This window comes from Arthrobacter sp. EPSL27 (assembly GCF_001512305.1).
Taxonomy (GTDB): Bacteria; Actinomycetota; Actinomycetes; order Actinomycetales; family Micrococcaceae; genus Arthrobacter.
In genome coordinates this window covers 357,647-374,008 of sequence record NZ_LNUT01000003.1, presented here as the reverse complement: position 1 = coordinate 374,008, position 16,362 = coordinate 357,647, and the positions used below count along the sequence as shown (strand labels likewise).

General features: G+C 69.5%; 16 protein-coding genes. 11 read left to right on the top strand and 5 right to left on the bottom strand.

Annotation, left to right across the window (positions count from 1 at the left end; translation table 11 throughout):
• Positions 1-231 precede the first annotated feature (231 nt).
• Positions 232-1,068 (bottom strand): IclR family transcriptional regulator, encoded by an 837-nt coding sequence (locus AR539_RS03775; RefSeq protein ID WP_066432680.1) that lies wholly within the window; start codon positions 1,066-1,068, stop codon positions 232-234.
• A gap of 248 nt (positions 1,069-1,316) precedes the next feature.
• On the opposite strand from AR539_RS03775, the gene AR539_RS03770 reads away from it, so the two are divergent.
• From AR539_RS03770 to AR539_RS03765, 3 genes are all read left to right on the top strand, one after another.
• Positions 1,317-2,810, top strand: coding sequence for an amino acid permease (locus tag AR539_RS03770; RefSeq protein ID WP_231728477.1), 1,494 nt, complete (start codon positions 1,317-1,319; stop codon positions 2,808-2,810).
• Between the two features lie 327 nt (positions 2,811-3,137).
• On the top strand, positions 3,138-3,353 hold the full coding sequence (locus AR539_RS19270) for a hypothetical protein (protein ID WP_157360911.1): 216 nt from the start codon (positions 3,138-3,140) through the stop codon (positions 3,351-3,353).
• 17 nt (positions 3,354-3,370) lie between these two features.
• Positions 3,371-3,595: a helix-turn-helix domain-containing protein gene (locus AR539_RS03765; protein WP_066432678.1), complete on the top strand. Its 225-nt coding sequence runs from the start codon at positions 3,371-3,373 to the stop codon at positions 3,593-3,595.
• A 126-nt stretch (positions 3,596-3,721) separates the two neighbouring features.
• On the opposite strand, the gene AR539_RS03760 is transcribed toward AR539_RS03765, so the two are convergent.
• Positions 3,722-4,471 carry a 3-hydroxybutyrate dehydrogenase gene (locus tag AR539_RS03760; RefSeq protein WP_066432676.1) on the bottom strand — a complete coding sequence of 250 codons (750 nt, stop codon included), beginning with the start codon at positions 4,469-4,471 and terminating at the stop codon, positions 3,722-3,724.
• A gap of 137 nt (positions 4,472-4,608) precedes the next feature.
• On the opposite strand from AR539_RS03760, the gene AR539_RS03755 reads away from it, so the two are divergent.
• Positions 4,609-5,523, top strand: a complete 915-nt coding sequence (locus tag AR539_RS03755; protein ID WP_066432674.1) for a LysR family transcriptional regulator — start codon at positions 4,609-4,611, stop codon at positions 5,521-5,523.
• Positions 5,524-5,551: 28 nt separating this feature from the next.
• On the opposite strand, the gene AR539_RS03750 is transcribed toward AR539_RS03755, so the two are convergent.
• Entirely contained in the window at positions 5,552-6,472 is a 921-nt protein-coding gene (locus AR539_RS03750; protein WP_066432672.1) for a spermidine synthase, read from the bottom strand.
• 170 nt (positions 6,473-6,642) lie between these two features.
• On the opposite strand from AR539_RS03750, the gene AR539_RS03745 reads away from it, so the two are divergent.
• The 6 genes from AR539_RS03745 to AR539_RS03720 all read left to right on the top strand — a co-directional run bounded on the left by AR539_RS03745 (position 6,643) and on the right by AR539_RS03720 (position 11,938).
• Positions 6,643-7,533: a hypothetical protein gene (locus AR539_RS03745; RefSeq protein ID WP_066432670.1), complete on the top strand. Its 891-nt coding sequence runs from the start codon at positions 6,643-6,645 to the stop codon at positions 7,531-7,533.
• Between the two features lie 8 nt (positions 7,534-7,541).
• Positions 7,542-7,943 (top strand): phage holin family protein, encoded by a 402-nt coding sequence (locus AR539_RS03740; protein WP_066433108.1) that lies wholly within the window; start codon positions 7,542-7,544, stop codon positions 7,941-7,943.
• Between the two features lie 18 nt (positions 7,944-7,961).
• A complete protein-coding gene (locus AR539_RS03735) occupies positions 7,962-8,570 on the top strand; it encodes a DUF3618 domain-containing protein (protein WP_066432669.1) in 609 nt (202 codons plus the stop codon).
• An 84-nt stretch (positions 8,571-8,654) separates the two neighbouring features.
• Positions 8,655-9,824: a YihY/virulence factor BrkB family protein gene (locus AR539_RS03730; RefSeq protein ID WP_197410541.1), complete on the top strand. Its 1,170-nt coding sequence runs from the start codon at positions 8,655-8,657 to the stop codon at positions 9,822-9,824.
• 74 nt (positions 9,825-9,898) lie between these two features.
• The gene (locus tag AR539_RS03725) at positions 9,899-10,870 is read left to right on the top strand and encodes a universal stress protein (RefSeq protein ID WP_066432667.1); all 972 of its coding nucleotides are present in this window, start codon (positions 9,899-9,901) and stop codon (positions 10,868-10,870) included.
• A 93-nt stretch (positions 10,871-10,963) separates the two neighbouring features.
• On the top strand, positions 10,964-11,938 hold the full coding sequence (locus tag AR539_RS03720) for a zinc-dependent alcohol dehydrogenase family protein (RefSeq protein WP_231728476.1): 975 nt from the start codon (positions 10,964-10,966) through the stop codon (positions 11,936-11,938).
• On the opposite strand, the gene AR539_RS03715 is transcribed toward AR539_RS03720, so the two are convergent.
• Positions 11,901-15,143, bottom strand: coding sequence for an HAD family hydrolase (locus tag AR539_RS03715; protein WP_082699173.1), 3,243 nt, complete (start codon positions 15,141-15,143; stop codon positions 11,901-11,903). The genes AR539_RS03720 and AR539_RS03715 overlap by 38 nt on opposite strands.
• 84 nt (positions 15,144-15,227) lie before the next feature.
• Positions 15,228-15,812, bottom strand: a complete 585-nt coding sequence (locus AR539_RS19650) for a polysaccharide deacetylase family protein (RefSeq protein ID WP_231728475.1) — start codon at positions 15,810-15,812, stop codon at positions 15,228-15,230.
• A gap of 232 nt (positions 15,813-16,044) precedes the next feature.
• On the opposite strand from AR539_RS19650, the gene AR539_RS19645 reads away from it, so the two are divergent.
• A complete protein-coding gene (locus AR539_RS19645; protein WP_231728474.1) occupies positions 16,045-16,347 on the top strand; it encodes a hypothetical protein in 303 nt (100 codons plus the stop codon).
• The last annotated feature ends 15 nt before the right edge of the window (positions 16,348-16,362 follow it).

The following is a 16,362-nucleotide window of genomic DNA, read 5'->3' as shown; positions in this document are numbered from 1 at the left end:
TTCGACGCCCGGGGAACGGAAATCATCAGCCACCCACGCCCGCCCAAAGGAACCGTCTACATCGGCCTCAACGGCCCGGGCAAGCAACCGTCCACGAAGTCCTGAGACATGAAATGTCCACGATCAGCTGAGACATGAAGTGTCAACGATCAGGTGAGACATGAAGTGTCAACGATCAGGTGAGACATCACACGCCCGGATGGCCCCTCAAAGTGATAGCGCAACAGGTGGTCAGCCGGGCTGCGGGCGGCCGTGGATCCGGGCCGAGAGATCGTCCGCGACCTTCCGCACCCGGGCAGCCAGGGCGGGCCACTCCTCGGCCGGCAGCTTCTCCTCCAGGAAGGTCACGGCGACGGCGGCGGTGGGCCAGCCGACGTGGTCCGTGACGGCGGCGGCGATGGATCCGAAGCCCGGGGTCACTTCCCCGTGCTCGGTGGCGTAGCCGCGCTGCCGGACCTGGTCGAGGTGCGAGGACAGCGCCGAGTACTTCATGATGGGAAACTCGGTCTCGTGCCGGGCGGTGAAGGCGGCCGCATTGGGATACAGCGCCCGGACCTGCGACTTGGGCAGCGCGGCCAGGATGGCCCGCCCGCTGGCGGTGAGGTGGCTGGGCAGCCGCACCCCGACGTCGGTCACCAGGGAGGGCCGGTTCTTGGCCCGCTCCTCCACGATGTAGAGCACGTCGCGGCCGTGCAGGACGGCTAGGTGGGCGCTCTCCCCAATCACGTCCACCAAGGAGGCGAGCAGCGGCCGACCCAAGCGGGACAGCGGCTCCTGCCGGGAATAGGCCGAGCTGAGCTCGAACGCGCTGATCCCCAGCCCGTAGCGCTGCTCCTCATGGAGGTGCAGCACGAACCCGTTGGCCTCCATCACGCCCAGCAGGTGGTAGACGCTGGAGCGCGGCAGCCCCAGCGCGGTGGCAATGTTCGACGCCGCCATCGGCCCCCGCTTGGAGGCCAGCAGCTTGAGGATGCGCAGGGTGTTTTCTGCCGCCGGCACCTTGGAGGCCGTCTTTGCCGGGGCGGCCTGCGGCGCCGCGGCGGGTGCGGGGTTGCTGGTGGCTGGCATGGAACCTCTTCTGTGCTTGGTGTCCGGTATCCCGTACTTAAGCATGCCCGCCCGGCCGGGGTCCAGGACAGTCCGGGGGTGTCGAAGTATCTGGGATCCCGGACAGCTGCTGCGCCCGCTGCAGGGGCGGGCCGCCGTCGGGGATGTCTGAAATGAAAGACACCGCTTGCCCGTGAGTCTCATCACAGCTTCGCCCTGCATGGTCTGCTGGATAGCGGTCCCCCTCCCAATGACGAGAAGGTATTCGCATGCAACTCTCCCCCTCGGACATCAAGCCAACACCTCCTCCGGGACCTGGCGGCGGCGCCGGCGCGGTCTCCGCCGCCGTCGGCACCGTGCTGAACCGCGGACTCAACGTCCGCCACATCCGTTTTATGGCGCTGGGTTCCGCGATCGGCACCGGCCTGTTCTACGGCTCGGCCTCCGCGATCCAGAAGGCCGGCCCCGCCGTGCTGCTCGCGTACATGATCGGCGGCGCCGCCGTATTCATGGTGATGCGGGCCCTGGGTGAAATGGCCGTCCGCCACCCGGTCTCCGGGTCGTTTGGCCAGTACGCCAGCCGCTACCTTGGCCCGCTGGCAGGCTTTGTGACGGGCTGGACCTACGTGTTCGAGATGGCGATCGTGGCCATCGCGGACGTCACCGCGTTCAGCATCTACATGGGCTTCTGGTTCCCCGAGGTGGACCGCTGGATCTGGGTCCTGGCGATCATCTTCTTCCTCGCCGCGCTGAACCTGCTCAGCGTCAAGGTCTTCGGCGAACTCGAATTCTGGTTCTCGCTCATCAAGGTGGTGGCCATCATCGCCATGATCGCCGGCGGCGTCGCGATCATCATCTTCGGCTTCCAGGCCGGCGGCGCCACGGTGGCGCCCGGCGTCGGAAACCTCGTGGAGCACGGCGGACTGTTCCCCCACGGCTTCGAGGGCCTCCTTGCCTCGTTCGCCGTCGTGATGTTTGCCTTCGGCGGCATCGAGACCCTGGGGATCACCGCCGGTGAGGCAGCGGACCCGAAGAAGGTCATTCCGAAGGCCGTGAACACGGTCCCGGTGCGGGTGCTGCTGTTCTACGTGCTGACCCTGGGCGTCCTGATGAGCCTGTTCCCGTGGAACGAGATCGGCACCAACGGCAGCCCGTTTGTGCAGATCTTCAGCGGCCTGGGCATTCCGGCCGCGCCCCACATCCTTAACGCGGTGGTCATCACCGCCGCGCTCTCCGCGATCAACAGCGACATCTTCGGCGCAGGCCGGATCCTCTTTGGGCTGTCCCGGCAGGGGCATGCCCCCGCGAGCTTCGGCAAGGTCTCCCGGCACGGCGTGCCGTGGATGACCGTGGTGATGATGGCCGGCATCCTGCTGGTGGGCGTGGTCCTGAACGCCGTCATCCCGGAGGACGTGTTCCTCCTGATCGCCTCGATCGCGACCTTCGCCACCGTTTGGGTGTGGGTGATGATCCTGGCCTCGCACGTCGCGATGAAGCGCGAGATTGCCCGCAAAGGCCTGCCGGCGTCGGAATTCCCGTCGCCGTGGTGGCCGGCCGCGTCGGTGGCCACCATCGTGTTCATGGCCCTCGTAATCGCCATCCTCGGCGCCTTCGAGGACACCCGTGTGGCCCTCTACGTCGGCGCTGCCTGGCTTGGACTGCTGGTGGTGGGGTACCGGCTCTGGGTCCGCGGCCACGGCCGGGTCCGGGCAGAACTGGCGGATGAGACGGCTCCGGGCGCCCGCCTTCCGGCGGGTGGATGAGGCCCGCGGAGGGACTACCGGAGGGACTACCGGGGGAGACGACGGCGGGGACTGCTCGGGCGGGCCGCTTGGCGGCCGCCGGCCGGCAAGTAGTCCTCCCCGGGGCCTAGGTGGTGGCCCGCGTGACAGGGGTAGAAGTTACTCGTGTGACGAGTGGGGCTGACGGCTACCGTGTGTTCACGGGGTATCGGACCAGCCAGGGCACTGGCTGGGGAGTCCTTCCACAGCTGGTCCGGAACCGCCATTATTCCGTGTGACGCTCATCCCGAAGGAGTGGTTCCGATGGAGTTCCCAGCACCTCCACAGGCGCAACGTCAACGACGCCGAGTGGCCTCACTCTGGTCGGACCGGATGAGCCGCGCCAGGACGCCGCGGATCCCGTTCAGGGTGGGGCAGGTCCTTATCGGGGATGATCCGTTCAACGGCCGCCGGCTGGGGACGGTGGCCGTGATCGAGGCGCCCTACGTCGGCCTCCGGACAGCAGAACCCGCACCCGGCAACGTCATCTTCTACGACTACCGGCAACTCCGGTACCCCGACTAGTGGAAGAGAAAGACGACATGGGCGCAGCGAACGTATCCTCCCACTTCCTGACCATCGCGGAAGTCGCCGCGGCGATGCGGGTCTCCAAAATGACCGTGTACCGCCTGGTCAAGGCGCACGCCATCGCCGCGGTCCGGGTGGGCCGTTCGTTCCGGGTCCCAGAAGAAGCTGTCAACGACTACATCCGCCGCTCCACCGAACCGGCCACGAAGGACCAGGACGACGGCGGTAGCGCCAGTTAAGGCACTGCGGGCCGGAGCCTAACCAGCACCGGCCCGAGCAACGCGGGGTCACATCGCGCCCATGCCAAGGGGTTGGACGGGCGCGATGTGACCCTTCGTTGCTGTGCGCAGGGATGGGACGGCCTACTACCGCGCGGACCAGCCGCCGTCCATGGTGTAGCTCGCGCCGGTCACCATGCCGGCGTCGTCGGAGGCCAGCCAGGCCACCAGCGAGGCGACCTCTTCCGGCTCGACCAGCCGTTTGACGGCGGCTTCGGTCAGCATGATCTTGCTGAGGACCTCTGCTTCCGGGATGCCGTGTACCTTGGCCTGGTCCGCGATCTGGGACTCGACCAGCGGGGTGCGGACGTAGCCCGGGTTGATGCAGTTGGACGTGACACCGTGCGCGCCGCCCTCCAGCGCCGTCACCTTGCTCAGGCCCTCCAGGCCGTGTTTGGCCGAGACGTAGGCGCTCTTGAACGGCGACGCGCGCAGCCCGTGCACGGATGACAGGTTGATGATGCGGCCGAAGTTGTTGGCGTACATGTGCGGCAGCGCGGCGCGGATCAACAGGAACGGCGCCTCGAGCATGAGGGTGATCAGGCGGCGGAAATCGGCCGGATCGAAGTCCTCGATGGGGCTGATCCGCTGGATGCCGGCGTTGTTGACCAGGATGTCGCAGTCCAGGCTGACGGCCTGGAGCGCGTCGACGTCGAGCAGGTTCACCGCCCAGGAGGTGCCGCCGACTTCGTCGGCGAGGGCCGAGGCCGCGGCCTCGTCCACATCCGCGATGACCACCTTGGCGCCCCGGGCCGCGAGAGCACGGACGCTGGCAGCGCCAATCCCGCCAGCACCGCCGGTCACCAGGGCCTTGCGCCCGTTCAAGCTGCTCTCCATGTGCACTCCTCAGTTCGCTGTCCACTGCAGCCCGGGGAAATGCGATGCACGACGCCGGGCAGTTTCACTGAGTATTGCCGCACAAACTGGGCGATTCAATGGTCAAACCGGCACCCCTTATGTGCAGAATTGCAGATATGAAGGCAAACCCCGATGACCTGCTGGTGCTTCTGGCCGTCTCCCGCTCCGCGAAGTTCACCACTGCAGCGCAGTCCCTCGGGCTGAACCACACCACGGTGTCCCGCCGGATCGCGGCGCTGGAAAAAGCGCTCGGCGGGCGCGTGCTCTCCCGTGCAGCAGGCGGCTGGGAGCTCACCGACCTGGGCGCCGAAGCGGTGCAGGTAGCCGAGCGGGTGGAGGCCGCGGTCCGCAGCCTCGAACAGCCGGGCAGGACCCCGGACCCGATCACCGGCGTCGTCCGCATGACCGCAACGGACGGCTTCAGCGCGTACATTGCGGCCCCGGCGGTGGCCCGGCTGCGCAGGGACCACCCCGGGCTGAGCGTCGAGATCATCACCGTCACGCGGCGCGCGCTCCAGCAGCGTTCCGGACTGGACATCGAGGTGGTGGTGGGCGAGCCCCAGGTGCACCGGGCCGCGGCGGCCCGGCTGGGCGAGTACATGCTTGGCATGTACGCCTCCCGCGACTATCTGGCCGAGTACGGCACCCCCGCCACCATCGAGGAACTGACCACCCATTCGCTGGTCTACTTCGTGGATTCCATGCTGCAGGTGGACGACCTGGATGCACCGCGGCGGCTGGTGCCCACCATGCGCGACGGACTGAGTTCCACGAACGTGTTTGTCCACGTGGAGGCGACGCGCGCCGGGGCCGGGATCGGCTTCCTGCCGTGCTTCGCCGCGGACCTGCACCCCGACCTGGTCCGGCTGCTGCCCGAGGAGTTCGCCGAGCTGCTGCCCTACTGGATGGTGCTGCGCTCCGATTCGATGCGCCGCCCCGCCGTCGCGGCGGTGGTGCAGGCGCTGCGGGATCAGACGAAGGCCCACCGGGCGGCGCTGATGGGCCGGGGCGGCCCATCGACTGCGTCGTAGGCGCCTTTATGGGGCGCCAAAAGGGCAGTTAGGGAGCAGCCGGCGACGCCGGGTCCACCGTTTTCGGGTCGCGCCGCACCGGGGCGCCCGCGGCGAAGGCCCGCACCCGGGCGTCGTCCCAGATGTGGGCGGGTACCGCGCCGCCCAGCAGGCGCCGCGCCAGCCCGGGGTCGTCGTCGAACGGGACATCACTGCCGGCAATAATCATGTTTCCGTAGCGCCGTCCCTTGAGCATGGCCGGGTCCGCGATGATGACGGTGTGCCGGAACGCCGCCGCGATGGTCGCGGCGTCCTCGCGGGCGTTCTTCAGGTCCGGCGCGTCGCCGGAATTCACGACGTACATGCCGCCCGGGGCCAGGACACGCTGGATGTGCCGGTTGAAGTCCAGGGTGGAGAGCGGCCGCGGGGTGAGCGAACCGGCAAAGACGTCGCGGATGATCAGGTCCCTGGTCTGCGGCGTCAGGCTTTCCGTCACCTCGCGGGCCTCCCCCACGCGCAGGCGCAGGAGCGGCGCCTTGGGCAGGTCGAACCAGCCGCGGACGTACTCGGCCAGCTTGCCGTCCAGTTCCACCACCACCTGGCGCGCGTCGGGGTAGGCGGCATGGAAGTACCGGGCCAGGGAGCATGCCCCGCCGCCGAGGTGCAGGGCGCGCAGCTTCGGACGGGATTCCGGGGGCCAGCGCGACTCCACCAGTGCCGAGATCCAGCGCATGTATTCAAAGTCGAGGAACAGCGGATCCGCGAGGTCGATGTGTGAACTCATCACGCCGTTGATCCGCAACAGCCAGCCGGTGGAGTTGTCCTGGTCCGCGATCAGCTCGCAGTCGCCGGTATCGATGTAGTAGATGCCCTCCACGGGCCCCTCGGGCCGGCTGCCCTTCGGAATCTCCACCACCCCTGCGGCTTTGTCCGCGCCGCTCCGGCCGGCGGCCCTGCCCCGCTTCGCCATCAGCCGTCCACCGTTATGCCCATCGTCCCAGCCTAGTTCACCGCACTGATCTGCCCGGCTGAGAAAAAATAAGGGAAGGGTACTTACTATTTGTTAGTAATCATGCTTACTATTTATTCTCCAGTTAGTGCTGGTTCGTGATCAGCAGCCGATCTTGAAAGAGAGCGAAGATGACAGAGAACCAATGGCCCCAGGACGGCAGCTACGGTACGCCCGCGGCCACCCAGCAGACTCCCCTCCGGCCGGAAACCACGTTCCCCCCCGTGCCGAACGGCAGCACCTCCGGATCCGTCAACGGCAGCGGCGCCTCCAGGACCGACGCAGCCAAGGATGAGGCCGCGGAAGTGAAGCGCCAGGCGGCGGATTCCGCACACAGTGTGGCGGAGACCGCCAAGACCGAGGCCGCTAACGTTGCGGCCGAGGCCAAGTCCAACGCCAAGGACCTCCTGTACCAGGCCAAGTCCGACCTGACCGACCAGGCCGGGATGCAGCAGCAGAAGGTGGCCGAGGGCCTCCGCTCGATTTCGACCGAACTGAGCTCCATGGCATCCGCCTCCGAGCAGCCCGGCATGGCAACCGATCTTGTGCGCCAAGCGGCGGAGCGCTCCTCCGCCGTGGCATCGTGGCTGGACGGACGCGATCCCGGTTCCCTCCTGACGGAGGTCAAGTCATTCGCGCGCCAGCGTCCCGGCACGTTCCTGTTGCTCGCCGCCGGCGCCGGTGTCTTGGCCGGGCGGCTCAGCCGCAGCCTCAGCGCAGGCGCCCCGGAATCCGCGGCCGCCGCCACCGGGCCGGGCACGCCCGCCCGCGTCGCTGACACGGGAATGGCCGTCCCGCCGCCGCCCGTGCAGATGCCGGCTCCGGAAACCACGACGGCGGGCGTCGCGGACACCTACCCGCCCAGCCCGCTCGGCGACGAGGACCGCTGGGACGCTGCTCCCGCAGGAACCGACCCGCTCCGGCAGGACACATACCGCGCCGCAGAGCCGCTCGGCAGCACGGACCCGCTTCGCAGCACCGATCCGCTCCGCGACGACCCCTTTGACGGTGGCCGTCGATGACCAGCGAAATGCCTCCCACCGCAGCCCACGCCAAAGCCGAGACCTCGTCCTTGGGCGACCTCCTGGCTGATGTCACGCGGGACATGTCCACTCTGATGCGGCAGGAAGTCGAGCTGGCGAAGGTCGAGCTCAAACAGTCCGCAACCCGGGCCGGGAAGGGCAGTGGAATGCTCGCCGGCGCAGGAGTGGCCGGCCACTTTGTGCTCCTCTTCCTGTCCTTGGCCCTTTGGTGGGCGCTCGGCACCGTAATGGGGCTGGGCTGGTCCGCCGTCGTCGTCGCCGTCCTGTGGGGCATTGTCGCCGCGGTCCTGGCCTCGATCGGCCGCAAGGAACTCAAAGCGATCAAGGGCATGCCCCAGACGGCGGAGACGCTGCAGGAAATCCCGCCCACGCTCAAACCCACCACCTAGATCCAGCGAGGAACAACGATGAGTGAAAACCCTGATGTCATCCGAGCAGATATTGAAGCCACCCGCGCACGGTTGGGCACCAACGTCGATGCCGTGGCGGACAAGGTCACCCCGTCCCACATCGTGCAGCGGCAGACCGACCGCGTCAAAGAAAACGTAAAAGACGCCGTTTTCGGAGTCAAGGAGAAGGTCATGGGAGCTGCCGACCACACCGCCGGCAATGTCCACTCCGCCACCGACAGCGCCGGGGCACACCTGAGCGACGCCGGCGCCGCAATCGGAGACGCCCCGGCCATGGCCAAAACCAAGACCCAGGGCAACCCGCTGGCTGCGGGCCTGATCGCGTTCGGCGCCGGGCTGCTGGTGTCCTCCCTGATCCCGGCCAGCCAGAAGGAACGCGAGGCAGCCGACGCCCTGAAGTCCGCCGCCGAACCGCTCACCACGGAACTGACCGAGGCCGCGAAGCACGTCGCCGAAGGGCTGAAGGAACCGGCCCAGGAAGCAATGGAGAACGTCAAAGCCACCGCCTCCGAAGCCACCGAACACGTCAAGAGCGAAGGCCAGGGCGCCGTGGCCGACGTCAAGGACCGCACCGCCGAAGCCAAGGACAACGTCCAGCAGGCGTAAGCCTGCTTGATCCGGCCGGCCGCCCAGCGCACACGCGCCCGGGCGGCCGGCCGATGCGCTTAACCCGATAAAGGAAGATCTTCCATGGCCCAGAATCCTGCCAAGGCAGAAAATGACACTATGACCGACGCCGAGACCCCGGAGAGCAGCACCGCCAAGGACCGCACGGCCCCCGCGCCGGATGATGCCCGCAAGCCCGACAGCCCCGCCGACGTCACCAAACCCTCGTGGAAGTACATAGTCAAGAAGACGTTGCGGGAATTCACCAAGGACCAGTGCCAGGACCTTGCCGCGGCACTGACGTACTACTCGGTCTTGTCCATCTTCCCGGCGCTGCTGGCCCTGGTGTCCCTGCTGGGCATCTTTGGGCAGGCTGAGAAGACCACGTCCGCGCTTCTGGAGATCGTCGCCGGGTTCGCGCCTGCTGACACGGTCGACGCCATCAGGCAGCCAGTCGAGCAGCTCAGCAGCAACTCCGCCGCCGGATTTGCGCTGATCTTCGGAATCCTCACCGCGCTCTGGTCCGCGTCCGGTTATGTCGGGGCGTTCGGCCGGGCCATGAACCGGATTTATGAAGTGGACGAGGGCCGTCCCTTCATCAAACTCCGCGGCACGATGCTGGCCGTCACCATCGCCACCGTGCTGATCGTTCTCGCGCTCTCGGCCATGCTCGTCCTGAGCGGTCCCGTGGCGGAGTCCGTCGGCAACGCGATCGGCTTGGGCGGGGCCTTCCTGACGGCGTGGAACATCCTCAAGTGGCCCGTGATCCTGCTGCTCGTCATCCTTACGATCGCCATCCTTTACTACGCCACCCCGAACGTGAAGCAGCCCAAGTTCCGCTGGATGAGCCTGGGCTCCGCGATTGCGCTGGTGATCTTCCTGCTGGCCTCCCTGGCGTTTGGGTTCTACGTCGCCAACTTCGGCAGCTACGACAAGACCTACGGTGCGATCGGCGGTGTCATCGTCTCGCTCCTGTGGCTCTGGATCCTCAACATGTCGCTGCTGTTCGGGGCCGAGTTCGACGCCGAGATGGAGCGGGGCCGCCAGCTCCAGGCCGGCATCGAAGCCGAGGAAACCCTCCAGTTGCCGCCCCGCGATACCAAGCAAAGCGACAAGCTGCAGGCCCGCGAGGAAGAAGACATCCAGCGCGGCCGTGAACTCCGCGAACAGTACAGCAGCGGCCCTGAGGCCGCCCCGCACGGCGACCGCGGAGCTGAGCAGGAGCCCCGCAACCCGCGGGACCAAAGCCCCTAGCCCTTTCCGGCAACGGGCGTTCTACTGGGGGCAAAGTACCGCCCGGACGCGGGCACGGCTGACCGGGAGGACAGATGACTGCACCGGTTGCAGGGCACGGACGCACCATGGTTGCAGTCGGCTATGACGGGTCCGAGGCCGCGCAGGGTGCCGTCAGGTGGGCTGCGGAATACGCCACGGCGGGAAAGTACCGGCTCCGGGTGGTGCACGCCTGGGTGTGGCCCCTGTTCACGAAGAAGCTCGGGCCGGTGCGGGGCGTCGAGGGCAGCGGGTTGCGGCACGCCGCAGAAGCGATCCTGGCCGAGGGCGTCGAGCTGGCGCGTACGGCCCACGCCGCGGCCAGAAAAGCGGCCCCGGGCCCCGGGGAACCGGACGCCGCAGCCGGCGGCACGGCCCCTGCAGGCGATACCGGCGGGACAGCCGGCCCCGCCGGGGCGGGCGGCGGAGCGGTATTCGACGTCGAGGGTGTCATGGAAGCCGGGCTCCCGGCTCCGGTGCTGCGCGGTGCTGCCGGCGACGCCGCCCTGCTGGTGGTGAGCAGCCGCGGGCTCGGTGGCCTGCTGGGGCACGTTGCCGGATCGGCCTGCCTCGCCCTGGCCGGCTCCTCGCCGTGCCCTCTGATGGTCATCCACCGCCCCCGCGGCCCCGGCGAATCGGCGGGCCCCGTGGTGGTGGGCGTGGACGGGACGTCCCGGAGCTCCGCAGCGCTGGCTGCCGCGACACGGCTGGCGGCGATGTTCGGGGCGCCCCTGCAGGTGGTCCATATCGACAAGACGCGCGGCAGGGCCCACGCCGGGCACGGCAAGCACGCCCTGCACGGCCAGGACCTGCTGGACCACGCCGTGGCGGAAGCCAAAGCACTGGCCCCGGAGGTGCCGGTCTCCGGCTCCCTCCGCGAAGGCCATGCGGCCTCCAAAGAACTCCTGGCAGCCGCCGCGGACGCTGATGTCCTGGTGATCGGCGCCCACAACCGTGAGGGCGGGCCCGGGAACACCGTCACGGCCGTCCTGAACAAGGCGCGGTGCAACGTCCTGATCACGCGCTGACCCATCCACCGGACCACCGCCTTCAGAGGGGAGCTGAAGGTTCTAGCAGAGGAGGCGCCCGTGCGAGCCTGGCGGGTAGTACAGCCCGGGCCGATGAGAAGCGGCCCCTTGGTGGAGGATGAATGCCCCGATCCACGGCCCGGCCCCCGGGAGGTGCTGGTGCGGGTCCGGACATGCGGCGTGTGCCGCACCGATCTGCACCTGGCCGAGGGCGACCTCGCACCGCGGCACCCCGGCACCATTCCGGGCCACGAAGTGGTGGGTGAAGTCGTGGGGAGCGGCACCCGCGCCACACGGTTCTCCCCCGGCGACCGGGTGGGGGTCGCCTGGCTCGGCGGGACCTGCGGCTCCTGCCGCTTCTGCCTCCGCGGGGAGGAAAACCTGTGCCTCGCCCCGGTGTTCACCGGCTGGGACCGCGACGGCGGCTACGCGGAGCTCATCACGGTGGCCGAGGACTTCGCCTACCGGCTCCCGGCCGGCTTCTCCGACGAGGAGGCAGCGCCCCTGCTCTGCGCCGGGATTATCGGCTACCGGGCCCTTGCCCGCGCGGAGCTGCCCATCGGCGGGCGGCTGGGGATCTACGGCTTCGGCGGATCCGCCCACCTGGCAGCCCAGATCGCCCTGTACCGGGGCGCCCGCGTGTACGTGATGACGCGGTCGGCGGAAGCCCGCAGCCTGGCCCTCGAGCTGGGAGCCACCTTCGCCGGCGGGGCGGACGAGCAGCCCCCGGACCCGCTGGACTCGGCCATCCTGTTTGCCCCCGTGGGCGGTCTGGTTCCGGTGGCCCTGCGTGCCCTGGACCGTGGCGGGACCCTCGCCGTCGCCGGGATCCACCTGAGCGACATTCCCCCGCTGCACTACGCGACGGACCTGTTCCAGGAGCGCCAGCTGCGCAGCGTCACGGCCAACACCCGGGCCGACGGCGAGGAGTTCTTCAGGATCGCCGCGGAGGTTCCGCTGCGGCCCACCACCGTGGCCTACCCGTTCTCCGCCGCGGACCAGGCGCTGCTGGACCTGTCGGAGGACCGGGTCACCGGCGCGGCCGTCCTGCGGATGGATTCCCCGTAACCGGCGTCTGCGCCGTCTGGGCAGCGGCGGGCCAGCCGTCCCTGCGCAGGAACTCGTGCACCTGCCCGGCCCGGAGAAGCACGCGCTGGCTTCCCACGCGCACCAGCACCGGGGCCGCGTCGCCCGGGGCCGCCGAGACCGTCAGCCGGTCGCGTTCGAGCTGGACATTGAGCATCTGGTCCCGGTAGCGGACATGAAAATTCAAGCGGCCAAGCTCAACCGGCAGCCGGGGCGCGAAGTCGAGGGCATCGCGCGTGATCCGCAGCCCGGCGAAGCTGCGCTGGACGACGTCGATGGTCCCGGCCATGGCGCCCAGGTGGATGCCGGAGCTGGTGGTTCCGCCCTGGGTGTCGTCAAGGTCCGCATCGAGGGCTTCCCGGAACACCGCCCACGCCCGTTCGGGGTCCCGCTGGGCCAGCACCGACGCGTGCGCCACCCGGCTGAGCGTGGACCCGTGCGCCGTGCGGGCCAAATAGAAGTCCACGGTGGCGGCCATCTGCGCCGGGGTGACCGTGTACCCCAGCCGGGCCAGGAATCGGAGGAGCTGGTCCTCGCCCAGGACGTACAGCAGCATCAGGACGTCGGCCTGCTTGGCCAGCCGGTAGTGGTTGGTGCTGTCCCCCTCCGCCTCGAGGATCAGGTCCAGGCGCTCGATCAGCCCGTAGGTGCGGCGGTAGTGCTTCCAGTCCAGTTCCCGCAGCGCGCTGTAGCCGTCGAACTGGCTGATGACGCCGTCGCCGTGGAACGGAACGAACATACGCCGGCTCAGGTGCTCCCACGTCTCGATTTCAACGCCGGTCACCAGCAGCCGGGCGCGCAGCTCGTCCATGTCGAACCCGCGGACCGAATGCATGATCCAGACGGCCTGGTCGAACACCCACGCCGCCATGATGTTGGTGTAGGCGTTGTCGTTCAGCCCGCCGCCGGAGTCGCCGGGGTTCCCCGTGTGGTACTCGTCCGGCCCCATCACGCCGCGGAGGTGGAAGCGGTCCTCGGCCGGGTCGAACTCCGCCATGGACGCGAACAGGCGGGCGACGTCGACGATGATTTCCGCTCCGTGCTCGGTCAGCCAGCCGCGGTCCTGGGTCGCCTCGAAGTACTGCCACGCGTTGTAGGCAACGGCGAGGCCCACGTGCCGCTGGAGCCGGGAGTAGTCCTTCATCCAGTGCCGGGACCGCCGGTTGAACAGCAGCTTCGGCGTCTGTTCCGTGCCGTCGCTGCCGCTTTGCCAGGGGAACAGTGCGCCCTTCAGGCCCGCGGCGCGCGCCGCGTCCCGGGCCGTACCGAGGCGCCGCCACCGGTAGTCGAGCAGCTCCCGTGCGAGCGACGGCAGCCGCGAGTTGAGCACCGGCAGGACGAAGAGCTCATCCCAGAAGATGTGCCCCCGGTAGCCCTCGCCGTGCAGTCCGCGCGCCGGTACCCCGGCGTCGAGTTCAGCGGTGTGGGTGGTAAGCGTCTGCAGCAGGTGGAAGACGTGCAGGTTGAGGATGAGCTGCGCCTGCGAGCTCGCGTCAAACTCGATGATGAAGGGGGCCAGCAGGATCTCCCAGGCGGCCTCGTGTTCGGCCTGCAGGGCGTCGAAGCTGCCCGGGGCGCGGGCCAGCGCTGCTTTGGCGGCCGTCAGCGGCGAGGCGATGGCGTGGTCACGGGAGGACGCCACGGCCACGGTTTTGAGCACGGTCACCGGCTCCCCCGCGTCCACGGCAAGCTCGAAACGGTGCGTGTGCAGCCCGCCCACCTGTTCGGGGATGGCCGTGCCGGCCGGCCCGCCGGCCCCGCGCACCTCAGTCCGGAACGCCAGGGCGATCCCGATGCCGCTGGTGACGGTCCGGACCTCCACCGTGAGCCCGGCCGTGCCAGGACCGGCCCCGGTGGCGGCAGCCGTGACGGACTCCAGGTGCCGGTTGGAGAGCGAGGCGTCCTCGGGGACATTGGCGTTGGTGACGTCCGTGTCGCAGCCGCTGCGCACACTGATGGCCCCACTCCAGCCGACGGCGGTGATGACGGTTTCCAGGGCGGCGAGGTTCGGGGTGGCCATGGACACCAGGCGGCGCTGCAGCACGCGGAGCTGCCGCCCGGCGTCATCCTCCAGGAGCGCCTCACGGCTCAGCACCGCCCGCTTGAGGTCCAGGGTCCGCCGCTCGCTGCGGAGGGACAGCCCGCCCTCGGACCACCAGCCGCCGTCGGCGATCCGGATGTCCAGGGGCAGCCAGTCCGGGATGTTGACCATGTGCTCGTCGTCGGATTCCTGGTCCAGGACCACACTGTGCAGGCTGTTGTAGACCCCGGCCAGATAGCTGCCGGGATAGTGCACAGCCCCGGCGCGGTGTTCCGGGGCGGCCCCGCGCGTGGCGAAATAACCGTTGCCCAGGGTGGTGAGGGCTTCACGGTGGCCTTCATGCGCCGGGTCGAACCCCTCGTAGACCAGCAGCCACGGATGGGTGATGACCAGGCCGATGTCCAGCTGGCTGACGTCCTCGACGACGGCGTCGGCGCCCGCCGCTTCCAGCCGCTCCCGCCGCCCGTCCCGGTCGATGCCGACCACCAGCCCGAAGCCGCCGCGGCGCCCCGCCTCCACCCCGACCTCCGAGGCCTCGATGACCATCGCCCTGGCAGGAGGGATCTCAAGCCGGCGCACCGCTTCCAGGGGCAGCGCCGGGGCAGGTTTTCCCGCGACGCCGCGGTCCAGGGCCGTCTGGCCGTCGATCACGTGGTCGAAGGCGTCCCCGAGCCCGACGGCGGCCAGCAGTGTGGCGGCATTCCGGGCGGAGGTGGCGAGCACCACGGGAACGCGCCCGGCCTTCAGCCGTCCGAGCAGGTCCGTGGTGCCGGGGTAAGCCCGCACGGGCGTGGTTCGGAGCAGTGTGTCGAACAGGTCGTTCTGGCGCGCCGCGAGGCCGAAGGCGGTCCACTCGGCGGGGCCGTCCGTGGGCGCGCCGTCCGGGATGCGCGCGCCGCGGGAGCGCAGGACGGCGCCCACCGCGTCCTCGCTGGTCCGGCCCGCCGCCACATCCAGGTAGTCGGCGGAGCTGAACGCGTCCCGGCGGGTCCCGGCGGGAAGGCGCGGGTCCTGCAGGACGTCGTCGAAGAGCTGTTTCCAGGCCGCAGCACGGAGTTCCGCCGTGTCAGTGACCACCCCGTCGAGGTCAAAAATTACGGCGTCGACGGGCGCCAGCGCTGCGGCCAGGGTGGGCGACTCCGTCATGCCCCAGTCGTACCAGCCGGAGGGCTGCGGCGACAGGGGCGGACTGCCGCAATGCCGGGGCGGGCGCGGACTTCGCGGCCTGCGTCAACCCAGCAGCGCATCGAGGGTGGTGAAGCCGTAGCCTGCCGCGCGGATCCGCGCGATCATCCCCGGCAGGGCGTCGGCATCGAGGGTGGTCCCGTCGTCGGGATTGGAGCCGATGTGCATCAGCACGATCTCCCCGGGCTGGAGCCGGGCCAGCACCCGGTCCGCCACGATCTGCGCCGTGATCCCGCCGCTGCTGCCTTTCCAGCCGAGCGTGTCCACGGTCCAGCGGACGGGCAGGTAGCCGTTCGCGTTGACCGTGGCGATGGTGCGGGCGTCGCGCTCGCCGAAGGGGAAGCGGAAGAGCGGCCGCGGGTCCCCTCCGCCGGCCCGGATGGCTTGCTCGGCGCCGGACAGCTCCTGCACGATTGCGGCGTCCGGCAGGCCGGTGAAGCCGGGGTGGGTCATCGAGTGGTTGCCCAACCGGTGCCCGCCTGCAACGATCTGGGCGACCCCGGACGGGTTGGCGGCGGCCCAGTTTCCGGTGAGGAAGAACGTGCCGCGCACGCCGGTGGCGGCGAGGGTCTGCAGGATAGGCGCCAGTCCCGCGGAGTTGGCGCCGGCGTCGAACGTCAGGGCGACCACTGCGCCGGCGCCCGGGATCACCTCGAGGTCGCGGCCGGCGAGCGCGGCGGGAAACGTGGCAGCCGGGGCAGGCGGTTCAGGGGCCGGGGGTTCAGGAGCCGGAGGGGCCGGCGGTGGCGGGACCGGGGCGGTGGGCAGTGGGGCGGGCCCGTCCGGAGCCGTTCCGCTGGGAGCGGGAACCGGGCTGTCCGGCTCACCCGGTGTCGAACTCTCAGGTGTCGAGCTGCCAGGCGTGCCCGGCGTCGAACTGCCTGGCCCGGAACTGCCAGGTGTGCCGCTCGCGGCCGGAACCGACGGTGACGGTGTGGGCCCAGCCGACGGCGGGCCGGTGGCCAGGAAAACTGCCAGCACCACCCCGGCGGCCAGCAGCAACACCGCGACCCCGGCCGCCAGCCAGCGGCGCCGGCCGGACATGATGGACCACATGCCTCACTGTGGCACCACCGGCCACAGCCGGGCTAGGGCTGAAGTGCCCGGCAAGGCAACGCGGGGTCACTTCGCGCCCATGATTGCCCCCGGGATGGGCGCCAAGTGACCCCGCGTTGCCTTG